The organism is Actinopolymorpha alba DSM 45243 (assembly GCF_000373925.1).
Classification (GTDB): Bacteria; Actinomycetota; Actinomycetes; order Propionibacteriales; family Actinopolymorphaceae; genus Actinopolymorpha; species Actinopolymorpha alba.
In genome coordinates this window covers 20,595-35,269 of sequence record NZ_KB892773.1, presented here as the reverse complement: position 1 = coordinate 35,269, position 14,675 = coordinate 20,595, and the positions used below count along the sequence as shown (strand labels likewise).

General features: G+C 67.1%; 9 protein-coding genes. 3 read left to right on the top strand and 6 right to left on the bottom strand.

Features of this window, described 5'->3' with window-relative positions; genetic code table 11:
• Positions 1-17 precede the first annotated feature (17 nt).
• Positions 18-863, bottom strand: a complete 846-nt coding sequence (locus tag B141_RS0125140) for a hypothetical protein (protein ID WP_020577955.1) — start codon at positions 861-863, stop codon at positions 18-20.
• Positions 853-1,413 (bottom strand): RNA polymerase sigma factor, encoded by a 561-nt coding sequence (locus B141_RS0125135; protein WP_020577954.1) that lies wholly within the window; start codon positions 1,411-1,413, stop codon positions 853-855. The genes B141_RS0125140 and B141_RS0125135 overlap by 11 nt, the downstream gene beginning before the upstream one ends.
• Before the next feature lie 322 nt (positions 1,414-1,735).
• Between B141_RS0125135 and B141_RS46070 the strand changes: the two genes are divergently transcribed.
• Positions 1,736-3,124 carry a lactonase family protein gene (locus tag B141_RS46070; RefSeq protein ID WP_020577953.1) on the top strand — a complete coding sequence of 463 codons (1,389 nt, stop codon included), beginning with the start codon at positions 1,736-1,738 and terminating at the stop codon, positions 3,122-3,124.
• Positions 3,125-3,543: 419 nt separating this feature from the next.
• Here the strand turns inward: B141_RS46070 and B141_RS49615 are convergent, their stop codons facing one another.
• The 3 genes from B141_RS49615 to B141_RS0125120 form a co-directional block, all read right to left on the bottom strand.
• Positions 3,544-3,936, bottom strand: a complete 393-nt coding sequence (locus B141_RS49615) for a hypothetical protein (RefSeq protein WP_157181266.1) — start codon at positions 3,934-3,936, stop codon at positions 3,544-3,546.
• 279 nt (positions 3,937-4,215) lie between these two features.
• Positions 4,216-7,887, bottom strand: a complete 3,672-nt coding sequence (locus B141_RS0125125) for a DNRLRE domain-containing protein (RefSeq protein ID WP_020577952.1) — start codon at positions 7,885-7,887, stop codon at positions 4,216-4,218.
• A gap of 95 nt (positions 7,888-7,982) precedes the next feature.
• A complete protein-coding gene (locus tag B141_RS0125120; protein ID WP_084678503.1) occupies positions 7,983-9,701 on the bottom strand; it encodes an FAD-dependent oxidoreductase in 1,719 nt (572 codons plus the stop codon).
• 483 nt (positions 9,702-10,184) lie between these two features.
• Here B141_RS0125120 and B141_RS0125110 point away from each other — a divergent pair, with 483 nt between their 5' ends.
• Positions 10,185-12,917, top strand: a complete 2,733-nt coding sequence (locus tag B141_RS0125110) for a family 20 glycosylhydrolase (RefSeq protein WP_020577949.1) — start codon at positions 10,185-10,187, stop codon at positions 12,915-12,917.
• A 54-nt stretch (positions 12,918-12,971) separates the two neighbouring features.
• Positions 12,972-13,394 (top strand): hypothetical protein, encoded by a 423-nt coding sequence (locus B141_RS42590; protein ID WP_020577948.1) that lies wholly within the window; start codon positions 12,972-12,974, stop codon positions 13,392-13,394.
• Positions 13,395-13,415: 21 nt separating this feature from the next.
• On the opposite strand, the gene B141_RS0125100 is transcribed toward B141_RS42590, so the two are convergent.
• Entirely contained in the window at positions 13,416-14,606 is a 1,191-nt protein-coding gene (locus tag B141_RS0125100; protein WP_020577947.1) for a hypothetical protein, read from the bottom strand.
• Between the last annotated feature and the right edge of the window lie 69 nt (positions 14,607-14,675).

Genomic DNA, 14,675 nt, shown 5'->3' with positions numbered 1-14,675 from the left:
AGGTACACCGCCGAGCGCTAGCGGGTTCCACCGTTGGTTCCGGGCTCGGGCACGGACTCCGCGATCTCGACCGCCCGCTTCCTGTCCGGCACCCCCTCGAGCCGCAGTGTGACGCCGCCGGACTCCCACACCAGCGTGGGACCAGCCGGGCGCGCCGACTCGCGGCGTTCCCCGCCGTCCTTGTCGATGAGCACGACCTCGTGCGGCGTGGGAAACCAGAGCGCCGACTGCTCGCCGACGTAGACGTACTCCGCACCCCTGCCACCGACGGTCTTGAAGAACAGCGGCGCCAGCCGTCCCTCGAACTCGTCCAGCCGCAGCGTGCCGGCGTTCTCACGCCAGCTCAGCGACAGCAACCGGCGGTCCGCGGACACCTCGACGCCGTCCGGAGCACCGAGCATGCGGGGAACGACGGGGCTGAAGCCGACCCGACGCGCTGCCTCATCCAGGGTCCCCGTCGCCGAGGGCACCGTCGCCGAGGGCCCCGCCGTCGAGGGCGCTGGGCCCGAGGGTGCCGCGACCGCGGGCGGCACCGAGACGGAGGCGGAAGGCAGCGAGGGGCCGAAGCGTACGAGAACGCCGGCGAATCCGAACCAGTCAGCGACCGTCGCGCGTACCGGCGGCGTCAGCACGAGGGCGAGCAGCAGCCCACTGACGACGGCGAGGACCGCCCGCCGGCGCCGCTGCCGCACGGTTGTGGCCACCCAGGACACGGCGCGGCGCCACCGCTTCGGCGTAACCGGGGCAGGGCTGCCCGCGAGCCGACGCAGCACCTCGGCGGCGACCGCTTCGTGGTCGACCGGGGGCGTCGCGATCGTCCGCCCGAGCGCGCGGAGTTCGTCCGGCAGGCGGTCAGCGGTCATGGCCGGCGCCCTCCTTCGGCATCGGGTGCGTCGAGCCCTCCAGCTGGGTACGCAGTCGCCGCAGCGCGCGATGGAGCCGCGACTTCACGGTCCCGCGCGGCCACCCCAGCACGGTCGCCGTCTCCTCCTCGTCCAGCTCCAGGAAGTACCGGCAGGTGACCGCGAGCCGCTGTGCCTCCGGCAGGTCACGCACCGCGTCCAGCAACTGCGCCCGACGCTCGCTCGACAGCGCTTCCGTCAGGGGGTCGGGGACCAGGAGGTCGTCGTCCCCGAGCCAGCTGACGCGTGCGGTCGCGGCCCGCCGCCGGTTGCTCGCGCGTACGGCGTTCCGCGTTTCGTTCGCGACGATCCGCAGCAGCCAGGGCCGGAACGCCGAGTTGTCGCGGAAGCCGCCGAGCGCGTGGTACGCCTTGACGAAGGCGACCTGTACGACGTCCTCGGCGTCCATGCCCCCGCCAAGGAGCACCGCGGTGCGGTAGGCGACGGCCGTGTGACGGCGCACCAGGACCGCGTACGCCTCCTGATCGCCGGAGCGTACGCGGGTGATCACCGCCTCGTCGGCGTCTTCCGCGGAATCGCTGATGCGGGCCCCCTGGCGTCTCCTTCTGCGCAGCTTCGTTCTGTGGATGCTCTCTCTACACCGCTGCGGCCGGGCCGGTTCCGGTTGTCCGGATTCTCAGAACGATCATTTTCCGCCGATGAGGTCCTGCGGAATAGGGCAAAGCTGTGGGATTGGGCTCATAACAGAAACTTTTGGGAGGAGAGGATAAGGGGCAATTCGCCCGAGCCGGGACCTCATGGATGCAAAGGATTCCGATGTGCTGTAGACATTCCGGGTCCCATTTCCGACATGACGTTCTAGGGGTTTGTGTATGAAAGCATCCGATCCGTCGGAGTCTGTCGATTCCGGTCCGGCTCGCCCGATACAGCGGCCGTGGTGGCGCCGGGGTACGCGGCGTGGGCCTGGCCGCCGATCCGTCTCCGGTCGTCTCCTCACCGCCAGCACCGGCGTACTGGCTGGCGCGCTGGCACTGACGGTGACCGGATCGGCCCCCGCGCAGGCCGCCTGGACGACCGCGTGGAAGGTGTCCGCCAACGGCTGGACGGCAACGGACTGGCCGCAGGTGGCGGTTGACCGCCAGGGCGACGCGCTCCTGGTGTGGGAGGCGTGCGACAGCGCAGCGACGTACTGCTACCACCAGGTCCAGGCTCGGATCAGGACCGCCGCCGGCTCCATGGGCGCGATCATGAACCTCTCGGCCCTGGGTAAGAACGTCGCGTGGCCTATGGTCGACTCCGACGACGACGGCGACTCGGCGGTGGTCTGGGAGCAGGACGGGCACGTGGTCGGCCGCCGGGTTTCGAAGACCGGCGCGCTCACCACACTGCGGACGCTCTCGACCTCCGCGCCCGCGATGAACCCCGTCGTAGCCGTCTCACCAACAGGTACCGCGATCGCGGCCTGGTCGGAGGTACGCAACGGCGCGATCTACACGGTGGCCCGGCACATCAACCTGGACGGCACGGTCGGGCCGACGCTCGTCCTTGGGTCGGGCGCCGCAGACCCACCGGCGATCGCCATTGATCGCACCGGCCTGGCGGTGGTCGCCTGGACCGAGGGCAACATGCGGGTTGTCGCGAAGCGGGTCAAGCCTGGTTACGTTTCCGGCCTCCGCGCACTGACGACCACGATCGCCTCGTCGGGCGGCTTCGGCATGGTGAAGGCAGCCGTCGACCGGGACGGCGACGCGGTCATCACCTACCGTTCGGCCGGTGGGCAGCGCCCACGGGTCTGGGCCTCTCGCTGGGGCCGCACCAACACGCTGAGCACCCCGATCGCGGTGTCGCCGTCCACCGACAACGTCGGCTTCCACCACGCGCTCGCGAGTGACCTCGAGGGCGACTCGGTGCTGGTGTGGACCCGGCGGAACAGCAGCAATCAGATCGAGCTGTTCGGCCGGAGCCTCACGCGTACCGGCACACTCGGCGCGATCACCCGCCTTGGACTGTACGACCGGCCTGACATCGCACTGGACGACGACGGTGACGGCATGGTCGTCGCGCATGTACCGGACGCGCCGTACAAGACGCAGCAGGTGTTCAGCCGCCTCATCAGCCGGACGGGTTCGTTTGGTACGGCGAAGACGCTGACCACCGACGGCCGGGTCCCCCAGGTCGACGTCAACCCGACCGGCCGCGCCACCACCACCTGGCAGCAGGAGACGTACCCCTACCAGATCCACGGGATCACTGGCCCCTGACGGCCGGCTTTACGAACGACAGAAGGGTGCGCGCGGCGGTCCACCGAATTTGGTGGACCGCCGCGTGCGTACCTTCTCTCTCCGACCCAACGTCGGCCACCCGCCCGCTCGACGTAGGCGAAGAGATGTCGGCCGAGCAGTCCGGCGGCTCTCCCCCGCACGGCAGCTGACTGGGCGTTCTCCAGTAACGACCGTGCGATCCTCGGACTGGTCCGGCACCCCGAGCGCAATCTCGACAAGCAGGTCAACCGCTCGTAATCGCGCGTAGTCACTGAGGCCGTAGGAGCCAATGGCCGCCAAGATGGGAGCAACCACGAACCTCGCGGACTCGAACAACTGGCCCTGCACCACGACACGGTTGTCGAGCTCCCAATAGGCAGCCGTCGCGGCCTCCTCGGTCGTCGACTCAAGCAGCCGACTCAGGTTCTCAAATCGCCCTCAACGCTCCTTACAACAAGATGGACTTCGTCAGCGCCACGCGATCCGGCATATATCTCGACATGTTCTACCACGCCTTCTGCTGACAATTCGATCGAATTATCACCGAGGGCGTCTGAAACTTTTAACACCCCACTCGGGAGTTCAATCACACCGCTGAATACAGGTCTACCCAGAACCTCGCTCGAGTCATCCCAAACTCGTACAAGAACCTCACCTTCGTCCTGGTGTTTGACCCGAGCAACAAGGGCAGTCGAGGCGGCCGCAACCATCTCCCCTGGTGCAGTCCAGGTCGGTATCTCTTCGCGCGATGCTGCGTCCGTAACTAACAGCAGTCCCCACGGAAATTCAGCCTGGAACTCACCTAGCAGCATTATCCAGCGCCTGCCAGGTCCGAGGCGCGTGCGTACCTACCCTCAGCATCATCCATGGTCGGGTCTTCAAGAAGCCGCTCCACAGCTCGAAGGGTCAGGTCGGCATCTAGGCGGCCATGAATGCGAGCCAGAGGCCCGAGGCGCCTCACGACCGACTTCAGGCGGTTCGCTGTAACGCATCATGACGTACACCTCGTCAAGATGTGGGCGCTGCGCGCACTGCGGCGAGGAGGTGAACATCACTGCCACCTCCTCGCCACCCCGACCTCTGGCGACGTACTAGCTAACGCCCACCACTTGGTCCAGCGAAGGAATCTGCTCCGTCTCCGACAGCCACTTTCCAGTCGCCTTGTTGAAGAGTTCCCACTTCAACCAGTAACCGACCTGGAGGTTACCCGGTTCTAGGATCGGCGCCTTTACCTGCGCACGCATAGTCATCGTTTCGCCAGACCCGAGATCTCTCGAGATCGCTGTCTGCAGCTGGTTCTCGCTGTTCGTCGCATCGGTGTCGTCTGGCCATGCCCATCGGTACGACATGACCCAATCCGATGCCAGCCAGGTCGAGGTCGTGGGATTCGACAGCGTCACATCGACCGAGTACGTTCCGCCCTCCCTCATCGAATTCGGCGTATCCGGGATGTAGTACGTCGACTGCGCGGTCCTCTCCAGATAGGTGACGGCCAGCTTCGGTCGTAGTTCGGCAGAGGGGGCGGCGGCCTCGGTCGACATGAAGCGGGTGGACTCGGCCGGGCCGGTTTCGTCCGCCAGCTTCAGCAGAAGGCCGTGGTTGGTCGACGGCGCCGCATACCAGTCCTTGACCGCATCGGTTACCCGCCAGGTCCGCCAGGTCGGCACCTGCCCCGCGACCCCGGTCAGGCTGCCCGCCGCCTCCGCGACGAAGTCGCCACCCGGACTCGTCCATGCTGTCGACGTATCGGCGTTGTTCCACGTCGCCGTGGCCTGGTTGAAGCCGCGCGTCAGCTTGTGTGCCTGATAAACAGCCCCAGCGGGTTCGGAAGCGCCGATCGTCCACAGACTCAGCTCGGAATCCGTCACCACCACATCAGCAGGAATCTGTGAGATGTCGAACCTCACCGCCGCGCGTGAGTTTCCATACGTAGGCGAGTCATTGCCCGTCATCAGCTGCGCCTTACCGTCCAGCACATCATGAGCGGCTGATGGTTGCCCACTCGTCAGCGTGGTGTCTGTGGCGACCTCTGGACCTTGTAGGACCCGGGTGATCCTTCCAGCCTTCGGCAGCCGCACCGCCAGGTGCTTGGAGTGGGTGAGTCGGCGGTCCTTCGTCTTCACCGCCACCACGTAGTAGTAGGTGGTACCAAAAGGATCCGGATCATCAGCCGGTGTCGGTCTGGCGGTCTCGTCCGTGAAGGTCGTGACGTCCTTCTTTATCGGTGCTACCAAGGTGGCCGCGGACGGCGTGAAGTTCTGGTTGACGCTCCGGTGCAGCTGGTATTCATCGAGGTCGTCGAAGTCGTCCGGACTCTCGTCGTGGTACGCCGTCCATTTGAGTTCCGCACCTGTGGAATAAATCAGGCTCGGCGTTGCCAGGACCACCGGCGTGAGCTTGCTGGCCTGAAAGTATCCCAGGACATCTACGGTTATCCCGGCCGCGGCAGTGGTCTGGATATCGAGAAATCCGGCTCCTCCGAGCCTCACGATCGCCGTCGCGGTCACATCCGCACCCACGACGTTATAACTGGCCAAGGTCACGTCAGGCCTGGACTCAAGGAATCGCCAAGCCCTCAGACTTCCCTTACCCGCCGGATGGGTGGCCGTTATCGACACTACTACCGTGGTCACCTCAGTCGCGGGAATCACCACGTTTCCCTCAGAGTCTTTCGCGCCGGCGATCCTGATCGATCGGGACTCATGCGCGATGAAATCCGTGGCCGAGGTATAGATGCGGCGCGGGCTCAGCGGCACATAGAGTTCCCGGCTGATCTGAGTCTTGTCGAGGTAGTAGCCCTCCACATCGATCATCAGCCGCATCTGCCCACTACCCGTGGCGGACACCGCGATCTTCCCGTCCGCGCCCACCTTCACCTGCGCCAACGTCGAGGTATCCGCGCCCGCCGTTGCGTTCAACGTTGTCACCGCTGGCTTCGCGCTTCCCGAGGCAAAAGCGGTCAACTCCGCATCCGTCGACGGGCTCGCCACTGACAGGTTCACCGCGACCGCAACAACGCCGGATGCCGGTACCCCACCGACACCGGAGACCTGCACCTCACGGGTCTCCCCGCCGGTCAGCGGTGTGGTACTCCCGCCAGTACCGCTTCCGGTGTCATAGATCCGGGGCAAGTCCACCGGAACGAACGTGCCGCCGCCCTTGGCCGCCGTGCTATCGGTGTAGTAACCCTGCACGTCCACAAGAACGTTGACCGCACCCGACCGGTTGAACACATCGACCTGGCCACCGGCTCCGACCTTGGCGATCACGGTGTTCGACACCGCAGATCCCGTGCCGACCGAAACCTGCGAAACATTCGGCCGAGGCTCACCGGTGGGCCACACCGTGATCCAGGAGTTTGCCGACGGATCTGTCGCCGTCACCATCAGTGCCACCGCGGATACCCCGCTACTCGGCACACCTCCGACACCAGTGACCTTGAATGAGCGCGTTTTGTTCGGACCGATCGTGCCGGTGTATCCGCCCGTTCCATTCTTGGTGTCCACAATCCGTGCGTGCTGCAGCGGCCGATACTCGCCGCCATCGCTGGCCGGCACGGTTACCGGGCCAGAGAACCAACCCTGGATATCGACAACCACGTGGAGATCGCCGGTGCCACGGTTACCAATCGCGAGCTTGCCGTCCGCCGAGACCTTCGCCGCGATCATGGTGGATTGATTGACGCCTGACTGGAAGACCACATTGTTGATACCCGGCTCGGGCTCATCGGGATTCCACACATGGATACCACCGAGAGACGACGGCGAGATAACCGTCACATTGGCGAACACCGCACTGATGCCATCGGCCGGAAGCCCACCGACCCCAGCTACCTGAATCGTCCGTACCCCGCCGCCCGGCACCGGACTCCCACCAGTGTTGCGCGAATCGTAAACCTGGGTAGCCACCGGGTTGAACGGATTGCCATTGGCAGGTGAACCGGTGAAGTAGCCCTGGACATCCACGATCACGTCCATGGGTCCCGTGGAGGAGAAGTTCTTCACGGTGGCATACCCATTGACGTCGGGGGCGACGTTAATTGTCTGGGCAACGGATCGACCCGAAAAGAACACCGGCCCGGCTCCGGTCGGAGCGACACCCTTCTTGTAGATCCCCACCGCGCCCGAGCCGCCGGGCTTCTCCACAATCAGGTTCACAAATACCGAGCTGGCATCCCTCGGAACGCCGGACACACCTGCGATCCTGACATCCAGCGTCCCGCCAGCCGGGATCCTGGCGGTCTTCCGCGTGTCCAGCAACCGAGTCGACTTCGTAGCAACGAAACCACCAGGGGTCGACGGTCCGTCATCAACGAAGTATCCCTGCACTGCCAGGGCCACCGTGAGAGTGCCGGACTCGTTGAACACCTGGACCGATCCAGCATCTGAAACCTCAACGGCCGCGGAGTTCTGGACGGTCGTAGCCGCTGGCGCGGTCAGGTTCGCTGACACTGGACGGGTCCCACCCGTCCACACCGTCACCTGCGTGGCCGCTGAGCCTTTCGACACCGTAAGGTCCAGCAGCACGGCCTTGGCGTTGCTCGGCACCGTGGCCCGGCCGGTCACCTGCACCTCGGCGGTCTGCCCCGAGGTCATCGCAAGTGTCTGCAGCGACGTCATCCGATCGAGCGGGACAAACTTGAGCGGCGTCTTACTGGCCGCCTGCGCAGTTCCGGACACCACCACGGAGCCCACGCCGCCCAGGACCGAAGCAACCAGTAACACGGTGAGAGTGACACACACCAGCCGGACGGCGGACGTCACTCCGCCCAACCGCCAGCCAGCACTCCGATACGAAGACACGACTATGTTTCTCCCACCCCTGAAGAAGATGAATGTGACGAAGATCGTGAAGACCGCTAGCTGCGGAAGCCTTGCGGGAGAAGCCATTTGGTCCGCGTCGCCGTCGGCCAGGAGAGCTGGACGCCCTGCGAGCTGAGCAGGTTCTTGATTTCGGCCATCCGGCTTGACCGCGCCGTACGCGGATCGGTCTTCTCCTTGATACAGAAGGCCGCGACCACCCCAGCGGCCTCGCCGATGTTCCACTCCGTGGGGTGGAGCCGGAAAGCGCCGTTCGTCACGTGTGTGGTGCCCAAGCACTTACCGCCGGCCAGCAGATTGCTGATGTTGTTGGGGATCAGGGCCATCAACGGAATCTGGTATGGATAGCAGCGCCGCCACAAACCGTTGGGATTCTTGGGTCCGCCGTGGATGTCCAGCCAGTAGTGCCCGGTGCCCACAGCGTCGCCGAACTGCACAGCCGATCCCTTCGTGTCAGGCACGCCTGTGAGAGCGACACGGTTGTCAACTCCGACCTGCCACTCGAAGATCCGGCCGATGCTGTGGATCCGGCGCCCTTCACGGATGTACGGCGACTTACCGATCCCGTCCAGCGTCCCCGAAACGTCCGGGCGCAGCCGCAGCGCCGGATAGCCGGTCCCCCCACTCGGCTTCGGAACCTCGTTCTGCAGGTAATAGAGCATCGACAGCGAGAGTTCCTTGGCGGCCGCGAGATTCGCGGTTCGGGTCGCGTCGTCGACCGCGAGGATGGCGCCGGACTTGAAGTCGTTGCAGGCGAAGTTGAGCAGCGAGACCTCTTCGAGATGCGAGCCGGAGTAGAAGCTGCCGAGCGCCGCAACCCGGCGATACTGCCAGAAGTTCGGCCCCTCAGCCCAGGAGTAGTCCTTGCTCGGATCGAAGAGGTTCGACGCGAAGAACGTCTTGAAGGTGGGCTGGTGTTTCTCGTAGTTGGCCGGCTTGCTGATGCGATTGTCGCCGGTGGAACGCCGATAACCGACCGCCATCACCATGGTGAACGCCTGCTGGTCCATCGGATCAGCCGTGGGGTTGGAGTTGTTCAGCTCGCCGGTCCCGCCGGATGACTGGGCGCCGCCCTTCTCCCGCCCCACCGTGTGATTGGCGCCGGTCAGGGGCAGCAGATCACCCAGGTCGGTCGAGTCAATGAAGTAGGAACCGTACGCGTAGCGCGTCGTACCATCGGGCCCCTTCAACGCGACCGACTGGATCTTCCCGTTGAGCATCGCCGCCGACACCGGCCGATGACCGAACAGCACGTGCAACTTGCCGCCCGCCATGTACGGCATCAGAAGGTTCCAGAGGCAGGTCCGCCACACCGCCGGGTCGGCGGCCAGGCGCGACACCCACGCGTCACCAGGATTTGGTTCCGCGTTCGACTTGAACGCAGTGGTGACGGGGTAGTTCGCCTTGTAGAACGCGCGAACCGCAGCGCGAAGATTCTTGTACGACTGGGTCTGTCCCTGAGCGCCGACACTCGGCTCGATCCACTGGTGCTCGTCGGGCGGAACAAGCTGGGTGGTGAACTGCCCGCCGATCCAGTCGGTCTCTTCGGTGAGCAGGACCGTGACGCCGGTACGCAGAGCTCCCAACGCGGCGGCGATCCCGCCGACTCCGCCACCGACAACCACGACTTGCGCGCGGTAACTGTCGATGGTGGGCGCGTCACCAGCCGCCGCGGCGGCCTCTGAACGGTTGAGTACGACGGCACCCGTCGCGGCAGCCGCCACCCCGCCCAGCAGCCCCCTACGAGAAACAGACATGTCCCACCCCACCCCAACGCGACTCGGTCCCGGGCGCGTTCACAAAGGGGGGATCATGCCAGAAACCTCGGTCGGCGTCACCAGATTGATCGACGCTCAACCGGCCGCGTCCTCTCTTGGGTCGTGATCAAGTCCGACAAACTGTTCACCGCGGACGGTTCCGGTGAACAGTTTGTCGGACTTGATCATGGTGGGCCTCATCGTCGGCGGCTGTGTCCAGTTGGCGGGCCGTCTCCGCGGGTTCGGTCCGAAAACGTGGACCGAAGAGCCGCGAGGTCTACGTTTTTCGGACCCAACTTGGGGCTAGCCTCCATACGGCTCCGCCGGCAGCTGCTCCGGCCGCGTCGTACCCGTGGTCCAGGTTCCGCGGCCAGCTCGAGGGAGGCGTCAGACGGGGCCGGGCAGAGGTCCGCGCACCCGGTTCGCTGTCCAGTGCCGGGCAGAGCGGTTGATCATCAGGCGTTCCTTGGTCAGCTTGATCGAATGATCAGGCGAATCACCCTGGGTGTGCTGGTTGCCCTCCTCACGACCGTGCTGGTGCCACGAGGCGCGACCGCCGAGCCCGCCGCCGCGCCCCGAAGCGAGCAGCCGTGGACCGTCCCCGCGTTGAAGGAATGGTCACCGGGCGGCAACGGATTCGTCGTCAGCCCGGCCCTGTCCGTCGTACTCGACGAAAAGCAGGCGAAGGAGCTGGCCGCCGACGCCCGGGTGTTCGCACAGGACCTGTCCGCGCTCACCGGCCGGACGGTGGACGTGGCGACCGGCGCGGCCCGTCCGGGTCAGATCGAGCTGCGGCTGGACCCCGACCTGAAGGACCTGGGCAGCGCCGAGGCGTACCAACTCACCGTCGCCCCAGTCTTACGGATCTCGGCGGCCACCCCCGCCGGCATCTGGGCCGGCACCCGCTCGACCCTCCAGCTGCTCACGCAGAAGGACCCGCGAACCGGCAAGCTACCGGGCGGCACCGCCCGCGACTGGCCCGACCACGCCTACCGCGGGGTGTCGTTCTGCAACTGCGTGACGTACTGGTCGACCGACTATCTCAAGCGCCTGATCAAGCAGCTGAGCTACCTCAAGCTCAACACCCTGCACGTCGAGATGATGGTGGAGCTCCCCGGGTTCAGGGAGTTCGACACCTGGCAGCGCCCGCGCTACACGCCCGCACAGGTGCGCGACCTGGCGGCGTTCGCCCAGCGGCACCACGTCCGCCTCGTCCCGCAGGTCAACTTCCCCGGCCACGCGTCCTACCACCTGCAGGGCCATCCCGACCTGGTGCTCTCCAACCAGAACGGCCCGCGTGCCGACAACGTAGACATGGGAAACCCGGTCGCGTACGCCCACATGCGCGCGGTCGTCGAGGCGACGATGGACGTCTTCGGGGGTACGGACTTCCACGCGGGTGGGGACGAGTACCTCTCGTCCGCGGCGGCGTTCCAGCAGTTCCCGTCGCTGGTCGACCGCGCCCGCGCCGAGGTGGGGCCGGACGCCGCTGCGGCCGAGGTGATGCCGCTGCAGTTCAACTGGATGCGGCGGGAGGTGCTGGCGCCGGCCGGGCGCACGATGTACGTCTGGAACGACCAGCTCTTCAGCGGCCTCAAGACCAGGCTCGACCCCGACATCGTCGTGGAGCACTGGATCGCCCAGGAGGGCCGGCTGACACCGAAGCAGCTCGCCGCCAACGGCAACCGGCTGATCAATGCCCACCTCAACCTCTACATGCTGGGGTCCCGCCTGAACGCCGGGAACGACTGGGTGTACGAGAACTTCCGGGTCAACGAGTTCCACGGCGGCGACGTCCTGCCGGCCGACGACCCGCGCCTCCTCGGGGCGGAGCTCGCGGTGTGGCCGCCGCAGGAGACGACCAGTGAGTACGACCTGGAGCCGGCCCTCAACGCGCGCATGTACCCGTTCGCGGCGAACGTCTGGGGTGGGCCACGGCTCGCCGCGACGTACGAGGAGTTCCAACCGATCACCGCGGCGGTCGGGCAGGCGCCGGGTTATCGGACGCCGACGCCGGTCACCACCGAGGCGTACACGGTGCGGAACGCCGCGACCGGCAAGCTCCTGAGCTTCGAGACGGCGAAGGCCGGACGCTCACCCGCGCTCGTGCAGGCGGCGGCCGACGGCAGCGCCCACCAGCGCTGGCTGATCGACAGCGACCCCGCCGGCCGGTACACGCTGCGGAACGTCGCGACCGGCGCCTGCGCGTGGGTCACCAGCTGGGTCAAGCCCGAGACCGGTGTCGGGTTGGGCGACTGCGCCACGCCCGGTGCCGGCTTCTACCTCGAGCGCGGCGGGGACGGCTACCGGCTGCGGTCGATGCCGAGCGGCCAGCTGCTGACGCCGGTCAGTTCCGCCGCGGGCGGCGCCGTCCGGCAGGAGCCGTTCGACGGTGACCGGCCGCAGGTCTGGACGGTCGAACCCGCGGTCACCGGCGTCGCCGTCGTCCCCTCGCAGGTAATTGTGGAGACGGTGCCTGGCGACGAGCAGACGCTGGAGTACGCGGTGACGAACGCCGGCCGCTCGGTGGCGACGGAGGTTCGCGCCCGCCTGCGGGTGCCCGACGGGGTGACGGCCGAGCCGCTGACTCCGACATCGTACGCCGCCGTGCGGCCGGGCGAGACCAAGCGGCTGGCCTGGCGGGTCACCGTGCCCGAGGACGCGGTACCGGACGACGTACCCATGGAGGTGTCGCTGGGGTACGTCGAGGGTCGGCGGGCATTCGACGCGGGCGGGCGGGTGTGGTTCGATCCAGCGAACCTCGCCCTGCGCCAGCCGGCCGAGCAGTCCACCACCGACTGGGGCGGCACCGCGGATCGTGCCGTGGACGGTGATGTCGACGGCGCGTTCGCCAACGGGTCGGTCACCCACACCGCCGACGGGTGGGAGGACCAGCCGTGGTGGCAGGTCGACCTTGGGCGGGAGTACCCGATCGGTGAGATCCGGCTCTGGAACCGCACCGACTGCTGTGGCAGCCGGCTGAGCGACTATTACGTCATCGTGGCGGACCAGCCGATCACCGGTGCGACGGTCGAGGAGTCCCTGCGCACGCCGGGTGCGTGGCACGCGCACGAGACCGCCATCGCCGGGCGCCCGACCGTGGTGCGGGCCGAGGCGGGCGTGACCGGCCGCTATCTGCGCATCCACCTGAACGCCACCCGCGCCCTCAGCCTCGCCGAGGTGCAGGTCTATCCACCGACCCGGAGCGGCCGCTGACCACGCGGCGTCGCTGGGCGGTCGGGGCGTTCCGGCCGGATACGGTGTCCGGCCATGACTTCCGCGCGACCTCGCCGGCCGTTCCCGCTGCAGCACCTTCTCCCGCCGGTGCTGAAGGACGTCACCCTCGACTTCCACTGGGATATGGAACGTCTGTGGGCGCTCGACCTGGTGGTCACCGAGGTCGCCGTTGCCGAACTCGACTGGCAGCTCCAGCTACCGATGTGGGCGTACGACGGACAGTTCTTCGCCGTGAGCCCGGCCGAGGTGGCCGCCGATCCCGAGCGGTACCACGAGCAGTACGCCCGCACCCTCGGGGCCGACCTGCGCTACCCGCTCCATGTGCTCGACCGACCTGAACGACTCACGCTTCTGGACGGCGTACACCGGTTGTTGAAGGCGCGTCTCCTCGGCCTCGAAACGGTTCAGGTCAAGAAGGTCCCGATGGATCGGCTCGACGACATCGCCGTGCGCTGACCGCCGCGAGCCCGACCCCGCTCACGGCGTACGGGAGCCGGCCGGCGGGAGCAGTCGCTTCAGCAGAACCCAGCTGACAAGCAGCACAGCGAGCGCACCAGCGGCCGGAAGCGCCCACCCGAAATGCCGCTCGCTCACCACGAAGACCAGCCCGAACCCCGCCACAACAGCCAGCAGGACGAGGACCTTTCGTACCCTCCGGATGGTGCGCCGGTGCCGGAACGTCGATGCCAGCGCCGACGGGTCGGCGTGCCGCAGCGACAGCGACGTACCCGCCCTCGCCTCGACCCGGACGGCGCCCTCCTGGCTGGCGGCCCAGGCCGCGAGCTCCTCGACGGGCGCGCCGGCCGGCACCTCGCTCACACCGAGGAGGCGGAGCAGATCCGTGGCTTGGTACGTCGGATCCCTTCCAGGAGACAGCGCCTTGCTGGCATCGGACTCGACGTCGGGCCGCCCAACCACCGAGGCGAGGCCGGCGGCCGCCGACGCGAGGTTCTTCGGGTCCTGCGTGGTCAGCTCCACGCGAGTAGCGGACCCGTCGCCCGACAGCCAGAGCGTCGGGTCCTGCCCCCAGCTGAGTCCGATCGAGGGCAGCGCTCGGGCGTTCTGTGCGGTGAACGCCTCGGAGAAGGTCCCCGGATGGGGCGCCCAGCCTGACCCGTCGGCCACCACGAGGCAGGCGTTCGGGCCGTGCGGGACGACCCACGCGCCGTGCCCCTCGACCGGCAGCAGGTTGCGTACCGTCGTGGCCGGCGCCCACGCCACGAGCACCCCCGCCCGGCCGCGAAGAGCGGTGTCAGGGAACGGGAGCCCGAGCAAACCGGCGGCGTCTCGATGCCGCTCGGCGGGTGGTTTGGGAGAGGCGAGGACGCCGGCGAGTTCCGCGCCGTTCTTCTTGCCCAGCGCGGTCGCGAGCTCGGCAACCTGCTCCGTACTACGGCCGTCGACCGGACCGATCGGTGCTGCGTCTGGTCGGGTGAGTGAGAGCCGGCAGTGGTCGGCGTCGACGGTGACAGTGACGATGCGTACGCCCACCAGTGGGGCCAGCAGCGGCGCCAAGGTCCGGGCCGCGGCCTCGGTCATCGGCACGGTGACCCAGAAATCGGTGTGGTCGATGGCCGACCCACCCACCCAGTCAGGCGCCAGCAGCTTGATGGCGTCCTCGAGGTCGCCAGGGGTGGTGTTGTACGCCTGGAGCAGGGTGTATTCCACGCCGTCACCTTAGAGCCTGATCCTGCTGAGCCCACCTGGGTCACGTCGAGCCGCGCGCGGCAGGCACTC

Excerpts from the sequence above, each read along its gene's own strand:
- B141_RS0125140 (WP_020577955.1), bottom strand. The coding sequence starts at position 863 with ATGACCGCTGACCGCCTGCCGGACGAACTCCGCGCGCTCGGGCGGACG.
- B141_RS46070 (WP_020577953.1), top strand. The coding sequence starts at position 1,736 with ATGAAAGCATCCGATCCGTCGGAGTCTGTCGATTCCGGTCCGGCTCGC.
- B141_RS49615 (WP_157181266.1), bottom strand. The coding sequence starts at position 3,936 with ATGCTGCTAGGTGAGTTCCAGGCTGAATTTCCGTGGGGACTGCTGTTA.
- B141_RS0125120 (WP_084678503.1), bottom strand. The coding sequence starts at position 9,701 with ATGTCTGTTTCTCGTAGGGGGCTGCTGGGCGGGGTGGCGGCTGCCGCG.
- B141_RS0125110 (WP_020577949.1), top strand. The coding sequence starts at position 10,185 with ATGATCAGGCGAATCACCCTGGGTGTGCTGGTTGCCCTCCTCACGACC.
- B141_RS42590 (WP_020577948.1), top strand. The coding sequence starts at position 12,972 with ATGACTTCCGCGCGACCTCGCCGGCCGTTCCCGCTGCAGCACCTTCTC.